The sequence below is a fragment of the Pseudomonas sp. HMSC065H01 genome, from assembly GCF_001815235.1.
GTDB classification, from domain to species: Bacteria; Pseudomonadota; Gammaproteobacteria; order Pseudomonadales; family Pseudomonadaceae; genus Pseudomonas; species Pseudomonas aeruginosa.
Window position 1 is genome coordinate 172,132 of sequence record NZ_KV819834.1, and the last position, 17,232, is coordinate 189,363.

14 protein-coding genes and 1 pseudogene are annotated in these 17,232 nt (G+C 67.4%); 5 read left to right on the plus strand and 10 right to left on the minus strand.

Annotated features, from left to right (window positions below):
* The first annotated feature begins 15 nt into the window (after positions 1-15).
* Positions 16-747 (plus strand): PA1136 family autoinducer-binding transcriptional regulator, encoded by a 732-nt coding sequence (locus HMPREF3014_RS02935; protein WP_003112485.1) that lies wholly within the window; start codon positions 16-18, stop codon positions 745-747.
* 6 nt (positions 748-753) lie between these two features.
* Here HMPREF3014_RS02935 and HMPREF3014_RS02940 read toward each other — a convergent pair whose 3' ends face one another.
* On the minus strand, positions 754-1,740 hold the full coding sequence (locus HMPREF3014_RS02940; protein ID WP_003112484.1) for an NAD(P)H-quinone oxidoreductase: 987 nt from the start codon (positions 1,738-1,740) through the stop codon (positions 754-756).
* A 145-nt stretch (positions 1,741-1,885) separates the two neighbouring features.
* Here HMPREF3014_RS02940 and HMPREF3014_RS02945 point away from each other — a divergent pair, with 145 nt between their 5' ends.
* Together HMPREF3014_RS02945 and HMPREF3014_RS02950 are read left to right on the plus strand one after the other, a co-directional pair.
* Positions 1,886-2,761 (plus strand): LysR family transcriptional regulator, encoded by an 876-nt coding sequence (locus tag HMPREF3014_RS02945; RefSeq protein ID WP_023087674.1) that lies wholly within the window; start codon positions 1,886-1,888, stop codon positions 2,759-2,761.
* A gap of 90 nt (positions 2,762-2,851) precedes the next feature.
* Positions 2,852-3,700 (plus strand): CAP domain-containing protein, encoded by an 849-nt coding sequence (locus tag HMPREF3014_RS02950; protein ID WP_023087673.1) that lies wholly within the window; start codon positions 2,852-2,854, stop codon positions 3,698-3,700.
* 97 nt (positions 3,701-3,797) lie between these two features.
* Here HMPREF3014_RS02950 and HMPREF3014_RS02955 read toward each other — a convergent pair whose 3' ends face one another.
* From HMPREF3014_RS02955 to HMPREF3014_RS02975, 5 genes are all read right to left on the minus strand, one after another.
* Complete coding sequence (locus HMPREF3014_RS02955; protein WP_003086528.1) at positions 3,798-4,634, minus strand: bifunctional allantoicase/(S)-ureidoglycine aminohydrolase; 837 nt, start codon at positions 4,632-4,634, stop codon at positions 3,798-3,800.
* 136 nt (positions 4,635-4,770) lie between these two features.
* A complete protein-coding gene (locus tag HMPREF3014_RS02960) occupies positions 4,771-5,673 on the minus strand; it encodes a LysR family transcriptional regulator (RefSeq protein ID WP_023086496.1) in 903 nt (300 codons plus the stop codon).
* Between the two features lie 165 nt (positions 5,674-5,838).
* The gene (locus tag HMPREF3014_RS02965; protein WP_003086532.1) at positions 5,839-6,555 is read right to left on the minus strand and encodes a UTRA domain-containing protein; all 717 of its coding nucleotides are present in this window, start codon (positions 6,553-6,555) and stop codon (positions 5,839-5,841) included.
* An 81-nt stretch (positions 6,556-6,636) separates the two neighbouring features.
* Entirely contained in the window at positions 6,637-7,290 is a 654-nt protein-coding gene (locus HMPREF3014_RS02970) for an HAD family hydrolase (RefSeq protein WP_003082318.1), read from the minus strand.
* Positions 7,291-7,357: 67 nt separating this feature from the next.
* Entirely contained in the window at positions 7,358-8,692 is a 1,335-nt protein-coding gene (locus tag HMPREF3014_RS02975; RefSeq protein WP_014603174.1) for an MFS transporter, read from the minus strand.
* 493 nt (positions 8,693-9,185) lie between these two features.
* Between HMPREF3014_RS02975 and HMPREF3014_RS02980 the strand changes: the two genes are divergently transcribed.
* Entirely contained in the window at positions 9,186-10,088 is a 903-nt protein-coding gene (locus HMPREF3014_RS02980) for a LysR family transcriptional regulator (RefSeq protein ID WP_003086538.1), read from the plus strand.
* 4 nt (positions 10,089-10,092) lie between these two features.
* Here HMPREF3014_RS02980 and HMPREF3014_RS02985 read toward each other — a convergent pair whose 3' ends face one another.
* From HMPREF3014_RS02985 to HMPREF3014_RS03000, 4 genes are all read right to left on the minus strand, one after another.
* A complete protein-coding gene (locus HMPREF3014_RS02985; RefSeq protein WP_009876076.1) occupies positions 10,093-11,274 on the minus strand; it encodes an iron-containing alcohol dehydrogenase in 1,182 nt (393 codons plus the stop codon).
* Positions 11,275-11,375: 101 nt separating this feature from the next.
* Positions 11,376-12,866, minus strand: coding sequence for an APC family permease (locus tag HMPREF3014_RS02990; protein ID WP_016851884.1), 1,491 nt, complete (start codon positions 12,864-12,866; stop codon positions 11,376-11,378).
* Between the two features lie 259 nt (positions 12,867-13,125).
* Positions 13,126-15,042 (minus strand): exotoxin A, encoded by a 1,917-nt coding sequence (toxA, locus tag HMPREF3014_RS02995; RefSeq protein WP_023087672.1) that lies wholly within the window; start codon positions 15,040-15,042, stop codon positions 13,126-13,128.
* Positions 15,043-15,291: 249 nt separating this feature from the next.
* Complete coding sequence (locus tag HMPREF3014_RS03000) at positions 15,292-15,660, minus strand: DUF2195 family protein (protein WP_003112477.1); 369 nt, start codon at positions 15,658-15,660, stop codon at positions 15,292-15,294.
* Between the two features lie 475 nt (positions 15,661-16,135).
* Between HMPREF3014_RS03000 and HMPREF3014_RS34750 the strand changes: the two are divergent.
* Positions 16,136-17,001: pseudogene (locus tag HMPREF3014_RS34750) on the plus strand (hypothetical protein).
* The last annotated feature ends 231 nt before the right edge of the window (positions 17,002-17,232 follow it).

Consider the following 17,232-nt stretch of genomic DNA (forward strand, 5'->3'; position numbering starts at 1 on the left):
AGGAACGTCCGCTCCATGACCGACTACGCCAGCCTTCTCTTCGACAGCGTCGCCCGGCTGCGCAAGGCCGCTACCACCGAGGCGGTCTGCCGCGAGATGGTGGAGTTCGCCGCACGCCTGGGCTTCGACCGGGTGATCGTCTGCAGCCTTTTCCCCCGCCCCGACGAGGACGAACTGATCGACGAGCTGTTCTTCGTCCATGGCGACTGGGCCGAAGGGCGCAGCGCCCAGGAGCGCGACGCCTATCTTCTGCACTGTCCGGTCACCCGGCACATCCTCGAACTGGACGAGCCGTTCTTCTGGTCGAAGAGCCCCTCGGAGGATCCCGAGCGCATGACCTACCGCATCGTCCGTGGGGTCCGCGACCTCGGCCAGGTCAATGGCATGCAGGTGCCGGTGTTCGGCCGCAACGGCCTGGAGGGCGCGGTGTCTTTCGCCGGCGAGCGGCTGGACCTGAATGCCGGTTGCAAGCTCGCCGCCCAGGCCTTCTGCCCGATCCTGTTCTTCGCCCTGAAGCGCCTGCGCGGCCCTGTGTCGGCGGGCGATGCGCAAGCGCTCAGCGAGCGCGAGCGGGAAGTCCTGCAATGGATCGCCCTGGGCAAGCAGCAGGCGGAGGTGGCGGCGATCCTGATGATTTCCGAGCGCACCGTGGAGAATCACCTGCGTGCCGCCCGCCGCCGTCTCGGCGCGGCGTCCACCGCCCAGGCGGTGGCGCGGGCGCTGCGCCTGGGCGATATCGAGGTCTGAGCGGCCTCAGGGAGCTGACGTGAGGACGATCTTGCCGATGTGCTGGCCGGAGTCCATCAGTTCGTGGGCCTGGCGCGCCTGTTCCAGGGGGAAGGTGCGGAACACCTGCGGCCGGACAGTGCCGGCGCGCACGTGCGGCCAGACCTGGCGCTCCAGTTCGGCGATGATCGCGCCTTTCTCGTCGTGGCTTCGCGAGCGCAGGGTCGAGCCAAGATGGACCAGGCGCTTGCTCAGCATCGGGAACAGGTCGACTTCGGCGGCCTTGCCCTTGATCACGCCGATCTGCACGATCCGTCCGTTCATCGCCGCCGCCTGATAGTTCCGCGTCACATAGTCGCCGGCGACGATATCGACGATCACATCGACCCCGCGTCCTTCGGTGCCGCGCAGCACTTCCTCGACGAAATCCTGCTCGGTGTAGTCGATCGCCACGTCGGCGCCGAGGCGCAGGCTGGCCTCGCGCTGGGCCTCGCTGGAGATCGTGGTGAAGATTTTCGCCGCGCCGAAGGCCTTGCCCAGCATGGTCGCGGCGGTGCCGATGCCGGAGGCGCCACCGTGGACCAGCAGCGTCTCTCCGGCCTTGAAGCCACCGCGCTGGAACAGGTTGACCCAGACGGTCATGAAGGTTTCCGGCAGCGCCGCCGCTTCCTCCATGCCCAGGCCGTCGGGCAGGTGCAGGGTGGTGCGCTCGTCGGCCACCGCGAACTGCGCGTAGCCGCCGCCGGGAATCAACGCCATCACCGCCTCGCCGACGGCGAAGCGGCTGACCTCGCTGCCGACCGCCCGCACCGTGCCGGCGATCTCCAGGCCGGGAATGTCCGAGGCGCCGGGTGGCGGGTCGTACACGCCCTTGCGCTGAAGCACGTCGGGACCGTTGACGCCGGCGGCGCGGACTTCGACCAGGACCTCGCGCGGGCCGGGCGTCGGCAGCGGCCGGCTGGTCGCCACCAGTACCTCGGGGCCGCCGGGCCGGGCGATCTCGATGGCGGTCATTCGTTTGGGAAATCGGTTCGTGCTGCTCATCGCATGCTCCTGGGAAAGTGGTTCGGACCTGGTTCGCATGGTAAGCAGCGCGGATGCCGTGGTCGCGCAGCGCTTTTTCATTAGACTGATGCGAAAATGCATCAGGAAAACCGCCATGAATTGGGACGACACCCGCGTCTTCCTCGCGCTCTGCCGCGAGCACACCCTGCGCGGCGCCGCCCGCGCGCTTCACGTCGACCAGGCCACGGTGGGCCGGCGGCTGGCGTCGCTGGAGGCGGCGCTGGGCTCGACCCTGTTCCTGCGCACCTCGTCCGGCTACCTGCTGACCCCGGCCGGCGAGGCGGCCTTCGAACTGGCCGAGAAGATGGAGCGCTCGGCCCTGGAGTTGCTGCGGCGGACCCGCGGGATGGACCACCGACTGTCCGGCGAGGTGCGGTTGTCCACCACCGACTCCCTGGCCGTCGACTTCGTGCTACCCGCCCTGGGCCGCCTGCACCTTGAACACCCGGATATCCGCGTGCTGCTCGACAGCGCTTCGGCCGTGGTCGACCTGCCCAAGCGCGAGACCGACATCGCGATTCGCACCCTGCGGCCGGAAAATCCCGATTTGATCCTGAGAAAACTCGCCAGTTGGCCCATGGGCCTGTTCGCTTCCGCGGACTACCTGCGGCGCAACGGCGTGCCGGTGCCCGGCGAGCGTTTCCGCGGCCACGACCTGGTGATGTACGAACCCTATTGGCACAGCCAGCGCGAACTGACCCTGGGCGGCGAGCCGATCCGCGACGGCCGGGTGGTCATCGCGGTGAATTCCAACATGATGGTGCGCCAGGCCCTGGCGCGCGGCCTGGGGCTCTGCGAGCTGCCGCTGTACATGGGCGAGCGCGACGGACTGGTGCGGGTCTGGCCGCAGCGCGAGCGACGCCGGCCATACGAGGTGTGGATGGTTACCCACAAGGACCTGCGCCACACCGCGCGGGTCCGCGCGGTGATCGAGCAGTTGGTGGAGGCGTTCGCCGAAGCACCGGCCTGAGCCTGCAGCGCCGGCGCCGGGTTCCGGTCGAATGCGGCGGCGCGCCGCGGAATCGCGCATCATAGGCGCCATCAGATCGAGGAGATTTCCATGGCAATCCCAAGCATCCCGCGTTTGGCCGTACTGACGCTCGGGCTGGCGCTCGCAGCGGCCGCCAGTGCCGCCGACGAGGCGCAACTGATCGAGGCGATCAACGCCTACCGCGGTCAGGTGCAGTCCTGCGGCGGGCAGGCCAGCGGTGAACTGCCGCCGCTGGCCGCCGACCCGCGCCTGGCCTTGCCGGTGAATGCCGCTGGCGACCTGCAGCAGGCGATGGCACAGGCCGCCTACCCGATGGTCAACGTGCAGTCGGTCAGCCTTTCCGGGCCGCGCGATGCCGGCGCGGCGATGAAGGCGCTGGAGGAAAGCTTCTGTCGCGTGGTGCTCGACCCGCAGTTCGTCGACGTCGGCGTCAGCCGCCAGGACCGCGACTGGCGCATCGTCCTCGCCCGGCCATTGCTGCGCGGCGGCATGGGCGATTGGCAGGCGGAAGGGCAGAAGCTCCTGGAACGGATCAATGCCGCCCGCGGGCAAGCCCGCCAGTGCGGTGGCAAACCTTACGCAGCGGCCCAGCCGCTGGCCTGGAACGCCACCCTTGGCGGCGCCGCCGAAGCGCATTCGCGGGCGATGGCCAACGGCAATTTCTTCGACCACCTCGACCGCGACGGCCGCACCCCCGGCGACCGCGCCGAGCTGGCCGGCTACAGCGGCGGGCTGGTCGGCGAAAACATCGCCGCCGGCCAGGACGGGGTGGACAAGGTGGTCGACGGCTGGCTGGCCAGCCCGGGCCACTGCGCCAACCTGATGAGCCCCGGCTACCGCGAGCTGGGCGCGGCCTACGCCACCGATCCGAAGAGCGACGCGGGAATCTACTGGACGGCCATGTTCGGTTCGCCCTGAAGTCCTCCGCGCCCGGAGCTGACGACGGGCTGGGCGCCTTCCGCAAACGAAAAACCCGGCGCCATGGCGCCGGGTTCCCTTTCAGCCTGTCCCGCCCTCAATGCGGCGCATTGAGAGTCAGGCGCATGTGCCGGTTGACATCCTTGTACAGCAGGTAGCGGAAGCGCCCCGGGCCGCCCGAATAGCAGGCCTGCGGGCAGAAGGCGCGCAGCCACATGAAGTCGCCGGCCTCCACCTCGACCCAGTCCTGGTTCAGGCGGTACACCGCCTTGCCTTCCAGCACGTACAGGCCGTGCTCCATCACGTGGGTCTCGGCGAAGGGGATCACGCCGCCCGGCTCGAAGTTGACGATGTTGACGTGCATGTCGTGGCGCATGTCGCTCATGTCGACGAAGCGGGTGGTGCTCCAGCGGCCTTCGGTGTCCGGCATCACCAGCGGCTGGATGTCCTGCTCGTTGGTGACGAAGGCTTCCGGCAGCGGTACGCCGTCGACCTTCTGGTAGTGCTTGCGGATCCAGTGGAAGCGGGTGTGCTGGCCGGTGGTATTGCGCACCTTGTAGTCGGCGCCCGGCGGAATGAAGGCGTAGCCGCCCGGCTGCATGGCGTGGACCTGGCCCTGCAGGGTCAGGCTCAGCTCGCCCTCGACGACGAACAGCACGGCCTCGGCGTTGGGATCCTGCTCCGGTTTGTCGCTGCCACCGTTGGGCGCCAGTTCGACGATGTACTGCGAGAAGGTCTCGGCGAAGCCGGACAGCGGGCGGGCGATCACCCACATGCGCATGTTGTCCCAGAACGGCAGGTGGCTGGTGACGATATCGCGCATCACCCCCTTGGGAATCACGGCATAGGCTTCGGTGAACATCGCCCGGTCGGTGAGCAGCTCGGTCTGTGCCGGGTGCCCGCCGTGCGGCGCGTAGTAGCTGGACTTGGACATGGAGCGTTTCCTCGTTGTTGTCTTGCTGCCGGCTCACGCGCCGCCGGAGCGAAACGGGCGGGCGCGAGCCGTTGCTGACGGCAACGATATCCAGCGCCTGGCGCATGCACAAATTAAATGTTGGAATCCAGCATATTCATTTTTCGAATGCGGGGCGGCTCCGGGTATCTTCCGCCAGCACCCGCGACAGCACGCGCGCCAGCGCCTTCACCATCGGATCCGCCGCCGGCCGGTGCAGCAGCGCCACTTCGAACACGTCCACCGCCGGCAGCCCGGCGTTCTTCGGCAGCACCGCATGGCCTGCGCTCACCGCGCGCAGCGGCAGCAGGCCGATGCCCATGCCGTCGGCGATGGCCGATTGCAGGCCGCTGAGGCTGGAACTGGTGAAGCTGATGTGCCAGCGCCGGCCGACCGCTTCCAGGGCGGCGATCATCTCGTCGCGGTAGACCCCGCGCGGCGGGAAGGTGACGATGGGCAGCGGGTCGAGGTCGATGCAGGGGTTCCTGGCGCTGTCCACCCAGCATGTCTTTTCCGGCCAGCAGGCCAGTGCCTCGCGGCTGGCGCGTCGCTGCTTGAGCAGCACCAGGTCCAGTTCGCCGCGGTCGTAGCTGGCGCTGAGGTCGCGGCTCATGCCGCTGGTGACTTCCAGCTTGACCTGTGGATAACGCCGGTTGAAGGCCGCCAGTCGCTCGGTGGTACGGCCGGCGGCGAAGTCGTCCGGCACGCCGATACGTACCGTCAGCGCCACCGTGCCGCCGGATAGCGCCTCGGCCAGTTCGTCGTTCAGTGCCAGCAGGCGGCGGGCATAGCCGAGCAGCGTATCGCCGGCGTCGGTCGGCAACACGTCGCGGTTGCCGCGCTCCAGCAGGCGGTGTCCGGCCATTTCCTCCAAGCGGCGAACCTTCTGGCTGACGGTCGACTGGGTCGAGTGCAGGCGCGCGGCGGCAGTGGTGAAGCTGCCGCAGTCGGCCACCGTGACGATGGCGCGGAGCAGGTCGAGGTCGAACAGGCGGCTATTCGATTTTTCACTGTCGCTCATGGTCGTATCGCATTTTCGAATGTCGTCGCCGCTTTTAGCAGGCCGTGCCGTCAGCGGCAACCGCTCAGCGTCGACGCAGCGTGCCCAGCGGTCGACCAATGCGCTGGAAGCGGCGGGAAACCCGCCAGGCGGTCATGCATGCGCCAGGAACAGGACCGCGGAGCGCTACTCGGGCACCTCGACGTTGACCTGTAGCGCGTCGTGGCGCCAGTACTCCAGGTCGCAGTCGATCAGGCGGCCCGCCTGGTCGCGGTTGACCCGCACGATCTGCAGCGCCGGGCTGCCCACCGAAACCCGCAGCGGCCCGGCGGCTTCCGCCGGGAGGATGGTCGGGACCATCTCGAAGCGCACCCGGCCGTAGCGGATGCCGTAGTGGTTGGCGTAGAGATCGGTCAGCGAGCGAGTCAGGTCGAAGCGCTCGATGCCGGGAAAGTAGGCGGGATTCAGGTAGTGCTCGACGTACAGCACCAGCCGCCCGTCGACCCGCCGCGCCCGGCGGATCTGGAACACCCGCGACAGCGCCGGCAGCTCCAGGCGCTGGCAGATGTCGACGCTGGCCGGGATCATCGCCGCGCCGAGCACCTCGGTCTCCGGCACCCGGCCCTGGTCGGCGACCATCGCGTGGAAGTGGCTGCGCACCAGCGGGTTGTACAGCAGCCGCTGCGGCGAGACGAACCAGCCGCGGCGTTCCTCGCGGTAGATCAGGCCCTGGTCCTCCAACTGGCCGAGCGCCTCGCGCAGGGTGATGCGGGTGGTCGAGAACAGCTCGCTCAATTGCCGTTCGCTGGGCAGCTTGCTGCCGCGCGCGAGCAGGCCGCGCTCGATCTGCTCGCGCAGGGACTGGTAGATCACCGTCAGGGGGCGGGACGGCTCGTCGCGCATATCGACGCTTCTCCGCTGGGGCTCCGGGGGGCTACAGGGTAATGCTTCCGGGCCGCCGGCGGTATAGCGCGGCGCGCCTTCTCAGCGCCATTCCAGCACTGGCCAGCCGGCCTCGCGGGCGTGCCCGAGCAGCGCCGGGTCGGGGTTCACCGTGTGCGGTCGGTCGACCCGCGAGAGCAGCGGCAGGTCGTTGCGCGAGTCGGAATAGAAGGTCGCGCCGGCCAGCGTCTCGCCCTCCTGGGCCAGCCAGGCGTCGAGGCGACGGACCTTGCCCTCGCGGTAGGTGAGGGTGCCGCGGGTGCGCCCGGTGTAGAGGCCGTCGCGCTCCTCGATGTCGATCGCCAGCACCTCGTCCACCCCCAGCCGGCGGCCGATGGCGCTGACCAGGAAGTGCGCCGAGGCGGAGATGATCAGCAGGCGGTCGCCGGCCTGGCGGTGGCGTTCCAGGCAGCGCAGGGCGTCGGCGTGGATGCGCGGCGCTATGATCCGCGCGACGAAATCCTCGACGGCGCCGGCGATCTCCGCCGGGGTGCGGCCGGCGATGGGCGCCAGGCTGAAGTCCATGTAGTCCTCCATGGCCAGCCGGCCCTCGGCATAGAGTTCCATGAGGCGGCGTTCCTGGTGCAGGAAGGCGGTCTTCTCGACCCAGCCCAGTTCGGTCATGTAGCGCCCCCAGAGGGTCGCGCAGTCGCCGTCGATCAGGGTGTCGTCGAGGTCGAAGAGGGCAAGTGGCATAGGCGGTTCCTTGTTCGCTAGGGATTGGCCCGGCACGCCTGGCGCCGGGCGGTGGTTCGGCGAGGTTTCAACGCGGCTTGCCGGCCGCCAGCAGCGGCCCGCCGGCATGCGCCTTCGGTTCGACGCGGCACGCGCCTGGCCGGCTGTTCCAGAACGGCACCAGCAGCAGGCTGGCGAGCAGCGCGGTGGCGGTGAACACGAAGAACACCGTGAGGGTGTCGAAGTAGCCCGGCAGCAGGCCGCCGAGGATCGCCCCGACCGAGCCGCAGCCGTTGACGAAGCCGGTGGCGGTACCGGCTGCTTCGCTGGTACCGAAGTCGATGGCGGCGGCGCCGCTGATCATCGAGTCCGGCCCGTAGAGGGTGACGCCCATCATGAACAGCAGGCCGACCACCAGGTACAGGCTGCCGCTCTGCATCGCCGGGACGAACAACGCCAGGCTCACGGTCAGCGCCGCCAGGCTGAGCACGCAGGCCGGCATGCGGCGGGCGCCGAACAGCTTGTCCGAGGCCAGGCCGATGAGGATCGGCCCGGCCAGCCCGGCGACCTCGAAGGCCGAAGGCACGATGGCCGAGGCGACCTTGCCGATCTCCGGCATGCGTTCGTAGATGATCACCGGGCCCCAGAGCAGGATCGCGTAGCGCGCCGGCTTGAGCAGGAAGTAGGCGATGCCGAGGACCAGCACGTGGGGATTCCTGAGCGCCTTCAGCAGGGCGCCGGAATGGCTCGGCCGGGGCGCGTTGGCGGGGGGCGCGGCCTCGGCCTCCACGGGCGGCAGGCCGACGTCCTGCGGACGGTTGCGCTGGAGGAAGAAGAACAGCGCGGCCACCGCCAGCACCACTCCCGCCGAGGACAGGAAGGCCATGCGCCAGTCATGCGTCAACCGGTAGGCGCACCAGCCGGCGAACGGCGTCGCCACCAGCCCGCCGAAGGCGTAGCAGGTACTCCACAGGCCGAGCACGCGGCCTCGCTCGTAGGTGGCGAAGAAGGCGCCGATGTTCTTGCACAGCCCCGACCAGCCGGTGGACTGCGCCAGGCCCTGAACCACCATGCAGGCGGCGAAGATCGGCAGGGTGGCGAAGGTACCCATCGCCAGCGCCGCCAGCGCCGAGGTGAGCAAACCGCCGAGCACCACCACGCGGGTGCCGAAACGGTCGGCGAACACCCCCCACATGAACTGGCCCACGGCGTAGGCGGCCAGGTAGAGGGCATCGAGATCGGCCATGGCGCTCTTGTCGAGCTCGAAGGAGGGGTCTTCGGCGATGCCGAGCTTGGCCACCGAGAAGGCCTTGCGGGTGAAGTAGAAGGCGGCGTAGGCCAGCCAGGTGATGACGAAGATCTGGATGCGCCAGCGCTGGAGCGATTGCCAGCCACGGTGCAGGGTACCGTTGTGGTTGTTCATGTGGGTCCCTATGGGTCTAGACAGTGCGGGGAGGTTGTTCTTGTTGTGCTGCTGCAAAGCTGTCCGGATGCATGGTCTAGGCCAGATGCCTTTCCCATGACTTTTTTCGTGCGCAAGGTTGGCTGTCGACGCGCTCCTGCTCGGTCCTGCCGAGGCTGAGATGGATTGTGAAGGCTTGGTGGCGGTGCATGGCGCCGATCCGGTCAGGCTGGGCCGGCTGGCGAAGGTCAATCTAGCACTGGGTATTTTTATGGTCTAGACCAAAAGCAGGGCGAAACGATTCGATTTTTTCGAGGGATTGCCTGGGATTGGTGCATTTTCTTGTCCTGGCGGCACCTTTGGGCGGGACTTTTCTACGTATTTTCAAGAAATTGGAATAGACCAGATTTTCGATGATACGCCAGCGCCTCTGGTGCGCCGTGCGCCGCCGCTGGATGGCCGCGTGTCGCGGCGCTCGGCTAGACTGCGGGACCTCGCGCCGGATCGGACCGCCATGCTGAGAAACGTCACCGACCTAGACCTGCGTCTGTTGCGCATCTTCGCCTGCGTGGTGAAGTGCGGCGGTTTCACCGCGGCCCAGGCCGAGCTGAACATGAGCCAGTCGAACATCAGCATGCACATCGCCAGCCTGGAGAAGCGCCTCGGCTACCGGCTCTGCGAGCGCGGCAAGGGCGGTTTCCGACTGACCGCCAAGGGTCGCCGGGTGCTGGAGGCTTCGCGAACGATGTTCGACGCCATCGGCCTGTTTCGCGACCAGGCGCAGGCGTTGTCCGGACGTTTGGTCGGGGAGCTGTACCTGGGCCTCGCGGACAATCTCGCGACCTTGCCCCAGGCCCGTTTCGGCGATGCGCTGGCGCGCTTCCAGCGGCGCGACCAGGATGTCCAACTGAACCTTTTCGTCAATTCGCCCACCGAGCTGGAACTGGCGGTGATCGAAGGCGAGCTGGACCTGGCGATCTCCTATTTCAGCCGTTCGCGGCCGAGCCTCGAATACCGCCCGCTGTATCGCGAAGAGATCGGCGTGTTCTGCGGCGATCGCCATCCGCTGTTCGCCGAGGCGCAGCCGACCCTGGAGCGGATCGCCGCCTGTGACTGGGTGATGCACGGCTTTCTGCCGGAAAACCTGGTCCTGCCGCTACGCCCGTCGCGCAGCCGCGCCACCGCCTACCACATGGAAGCGGTCGCCCATGCCGTGCTGGCCGGCACCCACCTGGGCTACCTGCCGACCCATTACGCCGAAGCCTGGATCGAGCGTGGGCGGATGCGCGCGCTGTTGCCGGAGCGGCTGAGCTACCCGGTGGAGCACAGCATGATCGTCTATGCCGGGCGCCCCCTCAGCGAAGCCGCCCGCGCCTTCATCGACGACCTGCTGCAGGTCCACGGCCTGGCGTCCTGAGCGCTCAGGCGAGAGTCCCGGCCACCGCCTGGCGGTAGATGCGCGCATAATCCCGGGCATCGAGCGGCAGGGCGTTGGTCGCCGAGGACGACAGGTCGGCCAGCGCCTGCTCGCCCACCCATTGCGCGTCCTCGCCATCCAGGCCGAGGGCGGCGAGGTTCGCCGGGATGCCGATGCGCGCGCGCAGTTCGAGGATCCACGCCAGCAGGCCGTCGAAGCTCGCTTCGTCGAGTTCCAGGTAGCGCGCCAGGCGCGCGGCGTCGGCTTCTACCGCCGGGCGGTTGGCCAGCAGAACGTAGGGCAGCAGCACGGCGTTCAGCAGGCCGTGGTGCAGGTGATGGCGAGCGCCCAGCGGGTGGGCCAGGGCGTGGACCCCGCCAAGCCCCTTCTGGAATGCCACTGCGGCGCTGGCCGAGGCTACCAGCATGCCTTCCCGGGCGGCGAGGTCGTTGCCGTCGCGCACGGCGTTTTCCAGGTGCTGCCTGACCAGGCGCACGCCTTCCAGGGCGATGCCCGCCGACATCGGATGGTAGAGCGGCGAGAACAGCGCCTCCAGGTGATGGGTGAGGGCGTCCATGCCGGTGGCGGCGCTCAGCGCCGGCGGCAACCCGCGGGTCAGGCGCGGGTCGAGGAATACGCAGGCGGCCAGCAGCTCGCGATGGCCGACGACCCGCTTGATGCCCAGTTGCGTGTCGGTCAGCACCGCCTCGCGTCCCAGTTCCGAGCCGGTGCCGGCGGTCGTGGGCAGCGCCAGCAGCGGCGGCAGGCCGAGCAGCGGGTAGTCGGCGAGGGTCGGATAGCTGCGCAGCGTCTGGGTCCATTCGAAGCGTTCGAGGCCGTGCGGATCGCGGCTGAGCAGGGCGATTCCCTTGGCCGCGTCGAGGGCGCTGCCGCCGCCGAGAGCGATCAGCGCGTCATGCCCGCCAGCCTCGAAGCGCCTGGCGCCGCCGTGGACTTCAGCGAGGCTGGGGTTGCTCGACAGTTCGTGGAACAGGTCATGGTCGATGCCGGCGCGTTCCAGGCACTCGCGCACCAGGCGCAGGGGCTCCAGGGCGAGCATGCCGGGATCGGTGACCAGCAGGGGCCGGCGTGCGCCCGCCAGCGCGCAACGCCTCGGCAGTTGTTCCAGGGCGCCGACGCCGCAGAGGATATCGGTGGGGTAGTTCCAGTAATGCAGGTCGCTCATGGCGATGCTCCGTGAAAGCAGGATGATCCGGGCCCCGCCGGGCGCGAAGCCAGCGTGCGGGAACAACCGGAGGAGGCGCCGGAACGGCCGGCGCGTGCGGGTCAGTCCGCCGGCGGAGCGGCGAAGCTGAGGCTGGTGGCGATGCGCCGATGCGGCTTGGCGATGAGCATGTAGAGCAGGCCGAACGCGGCCAGCGCGGAGAACACCACGACCACCGCCCAGACCTGGAACCAGGGCGCGTCGGGCGGGGCGAGGCTGGCCCGCGGCCAGGCGACGTTGAGCGCCTCGAACGACAGCCAGGCGACTGCCAGGACGTTCACCGCCAGCCCCGCGCGCCCCAGGCGCAAGGCGCCCTTGTCCGGGTCCCAGCGGCCGACGAGGCGGGCCCAGAGAGCGCAGGCGGCGACGATCAGGAAGACCACGAAGAAACCGCCGCTGCCGAACGCGATCAGCGTGCCGACCGCCGTGGCGTTCAGCCCCAGGGCCAGGCCGAGGCTGGCCAGCAGCGTGCTGCAGACCATCGCCGCCATCGGCACCTTGCGCCGGTCGACCCGGCGCAGCAGGGCGGAGCCGGGCAGGATGGCGTCGCGCGCCATGCCGAAGATCGCCCGGCCGATGTAGGTCTGCACCGACACCACGCAGGCGACGAAGGCGATCAGCACCACTGCGACGAAGGGCCGCTCGGCCCAGGCGCCGAAGGCGTCCACCACCGCCGGGGTGACCGGGTCGACCACCTGGCCGCTGACCACCGCGCCGATGTCCTGGTAGGACAGGGTCACGGCGAAGGCGGTGAGCATCACGGTGAATCCCACCACCAGCATCGAGCGCAGGATCGCCCGGGGAGTGGAGACGCGGGCATCGGTGGTTTCCTCGGAAATCTGCGAGCAGGCGTCGAAGCCGAGGAAAGCCCAGCCGCCCACCGCCAGCGCGGTCAGCACGCCGTCCAGGTAGGAACCGTCCGCATCGCCTGTGCCGCCCGGGCCGCTGAACAGCAGATCGAGCGGATGGTTGCGGAAGAACAGCAGCAACAGCACGCCGATACCGATGGAGGCGATGGCCTCGGCGACGATCCCGGCATTGACGAAGTACTTCAACGGGTTGATCCCCAGCAGGTTCACCGCCAGTCCCAGCGCCAGCAGCAGCGCGCCGCAGAGCACCTGGCCGTTGGCCGACGGCGGCGCGCCGGTCGCCAGCAGGCCGAGCCAGAAGCCACCGAGGTAGGCCACGGTAGTCAGCGAGGCCAGCGCCGAAGCCAGGTAGAGGAAGCCGGTGAACCAGGCCAGGCGGTCGCCCACCAGGCGTCGCACCCACTGGTAGCAGCCGCCGGCCAGCGGAAACTGCGAGGACAGCTCGGCGTAGACCAGCGCCACGCCGAACTGCAGCAGCAGGCACAGCGGCACCACCCAGACCCAGGAGGGGCCCATGCTCATGGCGCCGAGGGACATCACCGAGTAGATGCCCACCACCGGCGAAATGGTGGCGAAGCCGACGGAAAAGGACGACCACAGGCTCAGCCCGCGCTCCAGTTCCTGGCGATAGCCGTGGGCCGCCAGCAGGCGTTCGTCGCGGGAGGCATCGCGGAGATCAGTCATGGCGGTCTCCGGGCGAGCGCTGCGGGGAAGGGGAAAGGCGGATGCCACCGATGCGATGGGTGAGCATGGAGAGTCCTCGTCGGCTATTGGAATTGTTATGGCCGCTTCCGGGACGAGCGAAAGCGTGGCAGACGCAGGTTAGGCGGATTACCTATCAGGATGAATTCATATTCGATTGGGCTGGCATCAGGAAAACCTGATGTATGGCCAGGCCCCGAGAAGGCCGGCTCCTGCGAAGGGAGCCGGCCGGTCGCGGCAGTTACTTCAGGTCCTCGCGCGGCGGTTTGCCGGGCTGGCTGGCGTAGTCCGGCAGGGCGCTGATCGCCTGTTCCTTGTCGGGGATGCTGGACGGGTCGAGGTCGCCGCCGACGTTGCGCGGGTCGGTGGGGATCGCCGAGGGAATCACCACGGTGCGCTCGGCCAGCGGCCAGCCGAGAATGGTCTCCAGGCGCCCGCCTTCCTCCTCGGGGCCGGTGATGGCGTCCAGGCGCAGCGGCAGCGGATGGCCGATCAGCCGTTCGACCTCGCCCGCCGCCTCCGGCGCGGCCAGGGTCAGGCCGGTGCGGTAGAAGCCCGGCAGGCTCGAGCGCGGCACATAGACCCGCAGCAGGGCACCGTTGCGGATCCGGCCGCGCGCGTCGGGTTCCTGGTCCTGGGCGTAGCCGTAGGCCAGCGCCGGATCGCCGGCGATATAGAAACCGCGCCAGATCGCGTCGAGGTCCTGGCTGCGCGCGCGCACCCCGCCGAAGACGATGCTTTGCGCCGCTTCGAGGAAGGTGCCGTGGTAGCCGACGAACACATAGCCGCGCTCCTCCAGTTGGCGGTGCGCCTGGAGCAGCCGCTCCACCGTCCAGTTCTGCGTGCCGCGGGTGCTGAAGCTGATGTCGCCGCCGTCGCCGAGGAACTCCGCGCCAGTGGGATAGTTGCGCTCCAGCAGGGCGTCGCCGCTGTCCGCCGGGCCCGCGCATTCACCGGCGGCGACCGGGCAGGTCAGGCTCACCACGTCGGCGCTGGCCGCGCCGGCCTCGTCGTTGCCTGTGCCCTGCCGGACGAAGCGCTCGCTCTCGGCGGCGGCCAGGGTCAGGGCCAGACGGGCCTGCTCCGGCTGCTCGCGGATCGCTTCGCCCAGGTCGCCGCCGCTGCCGGGGCTGGCCAGGGCGTTGCGGATCACTTGGTCGACCTGGTTCCACGACAGTCGCGCCGCCAGGTAGAGGGCGACCAGCCGCTGCACCGGATAGCCGCACTGCTCCAGTTGTTCCCAGCCGCGCGGCTGGCGATGACGGGTGAAAGTCTCCAGCGGCAGGTGGCAGGCCTGGTGCGCGGTCAGCGCGGCCAGGCTGCCGCCTTCGGGGAAGTGCAGGCGATGACTGATGACCGTGGGCTTGATGTCCAGGTCATGCTTCGCCGGGTTGCCGGCGAGCACCCGGTAGATCTTGCCTTCCCAGGTATCGTCGAGGTTGCAGCGCTGCTGGGCGAGGTAGTTGTAGACCCCGTCCAGCGGGTCGAGCAGGCACAACACCTTGCCGCTGGCCCATTCGCTCCAGCGCTTTTCCCGGCGCGGCTGGGCCTGGGCCATGACCACGCTGACCCCGGCATGGCTGATGGCGAGCGTCGGCTGCATCTCGTTGCTCTCGTGCGCCCTGACGAAGAAGGTGGCATCGCGCGCCAGCTTCGCCAGCAACTCGTCGCCCATCTCGATGGTGTAGATCGGCGACATGTGGCTGAGCTGGTTACCGGCGTTCAGTTCATGGATGAACACCTTGATGTTCGAAGGCTTCTCGTTGCCGATCGGCACCAGCCAGTTCAGCGACCAACTGCCGCGTGCCTGGCGCGTGTAGCTGTAGCGCACCGGCTTGTTCGGCTCGACGCCGCCTTCGAGGCGGATGGTCAGGCCGTCGCTGGTGATGCTGAGGGCGTTGTCGATGGCCAGCTTGAGCGCGTCGTTGCCGCCCTCCAGGACCATGGAGTAGTGCAGCACGCCCTGGCCGTTGGTGTCGGCGATGGCCGGGTCGACGCTCATGCGGCTGGAACGCACGCCGTCCTTGAGGTCGAGCACGCAGGCCTTGGCGCATTCGTTCCAGAGGTCGAAGGCTTCCTCGGCGGCGGACGCGAACGAGCCGCCGGCGAGCAGGCCGAGGCTGGCGACCAGGGGGATCCAATGGGGTATCAGGTGCATCGCGATGGCTCCTGTGATGGGTGAAGGATGAGGCTGATCGAGCGGTTGGTTTTTCTTGTCGGGCGGGCCGGCGGAGAGCGGCGGGGCGTCTAGGGTGCGGGATGCGGGGAGGCTGGCGGGGAGCGGAAGAGGGCTTTTATGGGATTTATGAACTGGATTGCAGAGTGGTGAATGTGCGAACGGGAGGCTTGCCGATCGGCGTGTGCATGCAGGGCGTCCATCTCGGCCTGGTGGTGGCAGCCCGGCCTGTCAGTCAGGCGCCTGGCAACCCAGGGTGACGACCAGTTCGCGGCCGCTCGCCAAGCCGGCGTCCGCCGCCAGGGTCAGCGTGCGCGGCGTGTCTTGGCGACTATCGAGCAGCCCCTCTTGAAGCACGAGGCTGTCGGCGCTGGCGCCCCTGGCCAGCAGCCGATATCGCACCAGCGCTGAGGTACAGCCGCATTCGCCGGTGGAGCGCCGGGCCTCAAGGGTGAGTGGCAGGTGCAACTGGCCCTCCGCCGTGTGCGGTGCACCGAGCCGGGCGGCGAGGCAGGCGGAGAGGGCATTGTCGAGCGTCGCCGCGTCGGCGAATGGGGCGGCCAGGCAGAGGCTGCCGAGGAGCAGGGCTTTGGCGTCCATGTCGGGGTTCCGCTGGGGATGGAAAGGGCATCATGGCTGAGGTGGCTTTATTCGTCGAACGATGGCTGGCCCTGCCGGTAGATCGGCCAGGACTTCATGCGCTGCGGAAACGGCCTGACCAAGTGCAGCGGCTTGCAATCAAAAACGCTGGGCTCGCAATCAGCGTGGTTTTGTCCGGAAGCTCGCGAAGGGGCGGCATGGATGAATTTTGAAAGTGGGAGTTCGTTAATGAACCGAAGGTATGCGGCTTCCGTGACTGGCCGGGGTAGATGAGGTGTGCGTTAAGGAAATGACCGTTTGACGCAGGCGCGATTATAAGAGGTGAGAGAGCGCACCTTCTGGATCATCTAAACACGGGATATTGAAGTTGATTGCAGTGTATTGCCGATGCATTGGGGCTTATTGACTGGGAGAGGGTTCTCGAGGTGGGAGTCGCTCAATACATTACACTTTCAAATTAATGTAGGGGCGATCTATGGCTGTCAATGATTACGAACCTGGTTCGATGGTTATTACACATGTGCAGGGTGGTGGGCGTGACATAATCCAGTATATTCCTGCTCGATCAAGCTACGGTACTCCACCATTTGTCCCACCAGGACCAAGTCCGTATGTCGGTACTGGAATGCAGGAGTACAGGAAGCTAAGAAGTACGCTTGATAAGTCCCATTCAGAGCTCAAGAAAAACCTGAAAAATGAAACCCTGAAGGAGGTTGATGAACTCAAGAATGAAGCGGGGTTGCCAGGTAAAGCGGTCAGTGCCAATGACATCCGCGATGAAAAGAGTATCGTTGATGCACTCATGGATGCCAAAGCAAAATCGCTAAAGGTCATTGAGGATCGCCCGGCCAATCTTTATACGGCTTCAGACTTTCCTCAGAAGTCAGAGTCGATGTACCAGAGTCAGTTGCTGGCCAGCCGAAAATTCTATGGAGAGTTCCTGGATCGCCATATGAGTGAGCTGGCCAAAGCGTACAGCGCCGATATCTATAAGGAGCAAATCGCTATCTTGAAACAAACGTCTCAAGAGCTGGAGAATAAAGCCCGGTCATTGGAAGCAGAAGCCCAGCGAGCCGCTGCTGAGGTGGAGGCGGACTACAAGGCCAGGAAGGCAAATGTCGAGAAAAAAGTGCAGTCCGAGCTTGACCAGGCTGGGAATGCTTTGCCTCAACTGACCAATCCAACGCCAGAGCAGTGGCTTGAACGCGCTACTCAACTGGTTACGCAGGCGATCGCCAATAAGAAGAAATTGCAGACTGCAAACAATGCCTTGATTGCCAAGGCACCCAATGCACTGGAGAAACAAAAGGCAACCTACAACGCCGATCTCCTAGTGGATGAAATCGCCAGCCTGCAAGCCCGGCTGGACAAGCTGAACGCCGAAACGGCAAGGCGCAAGGAAATCGCTCGTCAAGCGGCGATCAGGGCTGCCAATACTTATGCCATGCCAGCCAATGGCAGCGTTGTCGCCACCGCCGCAGGCCGGGGTCTGATCCAGGTCGCACAAGGCGCCGCATCCCTTGCTCAAGCGATCTCCGATGCGATTGCCGTCCTGGGCCGGGTCTTGGCTTC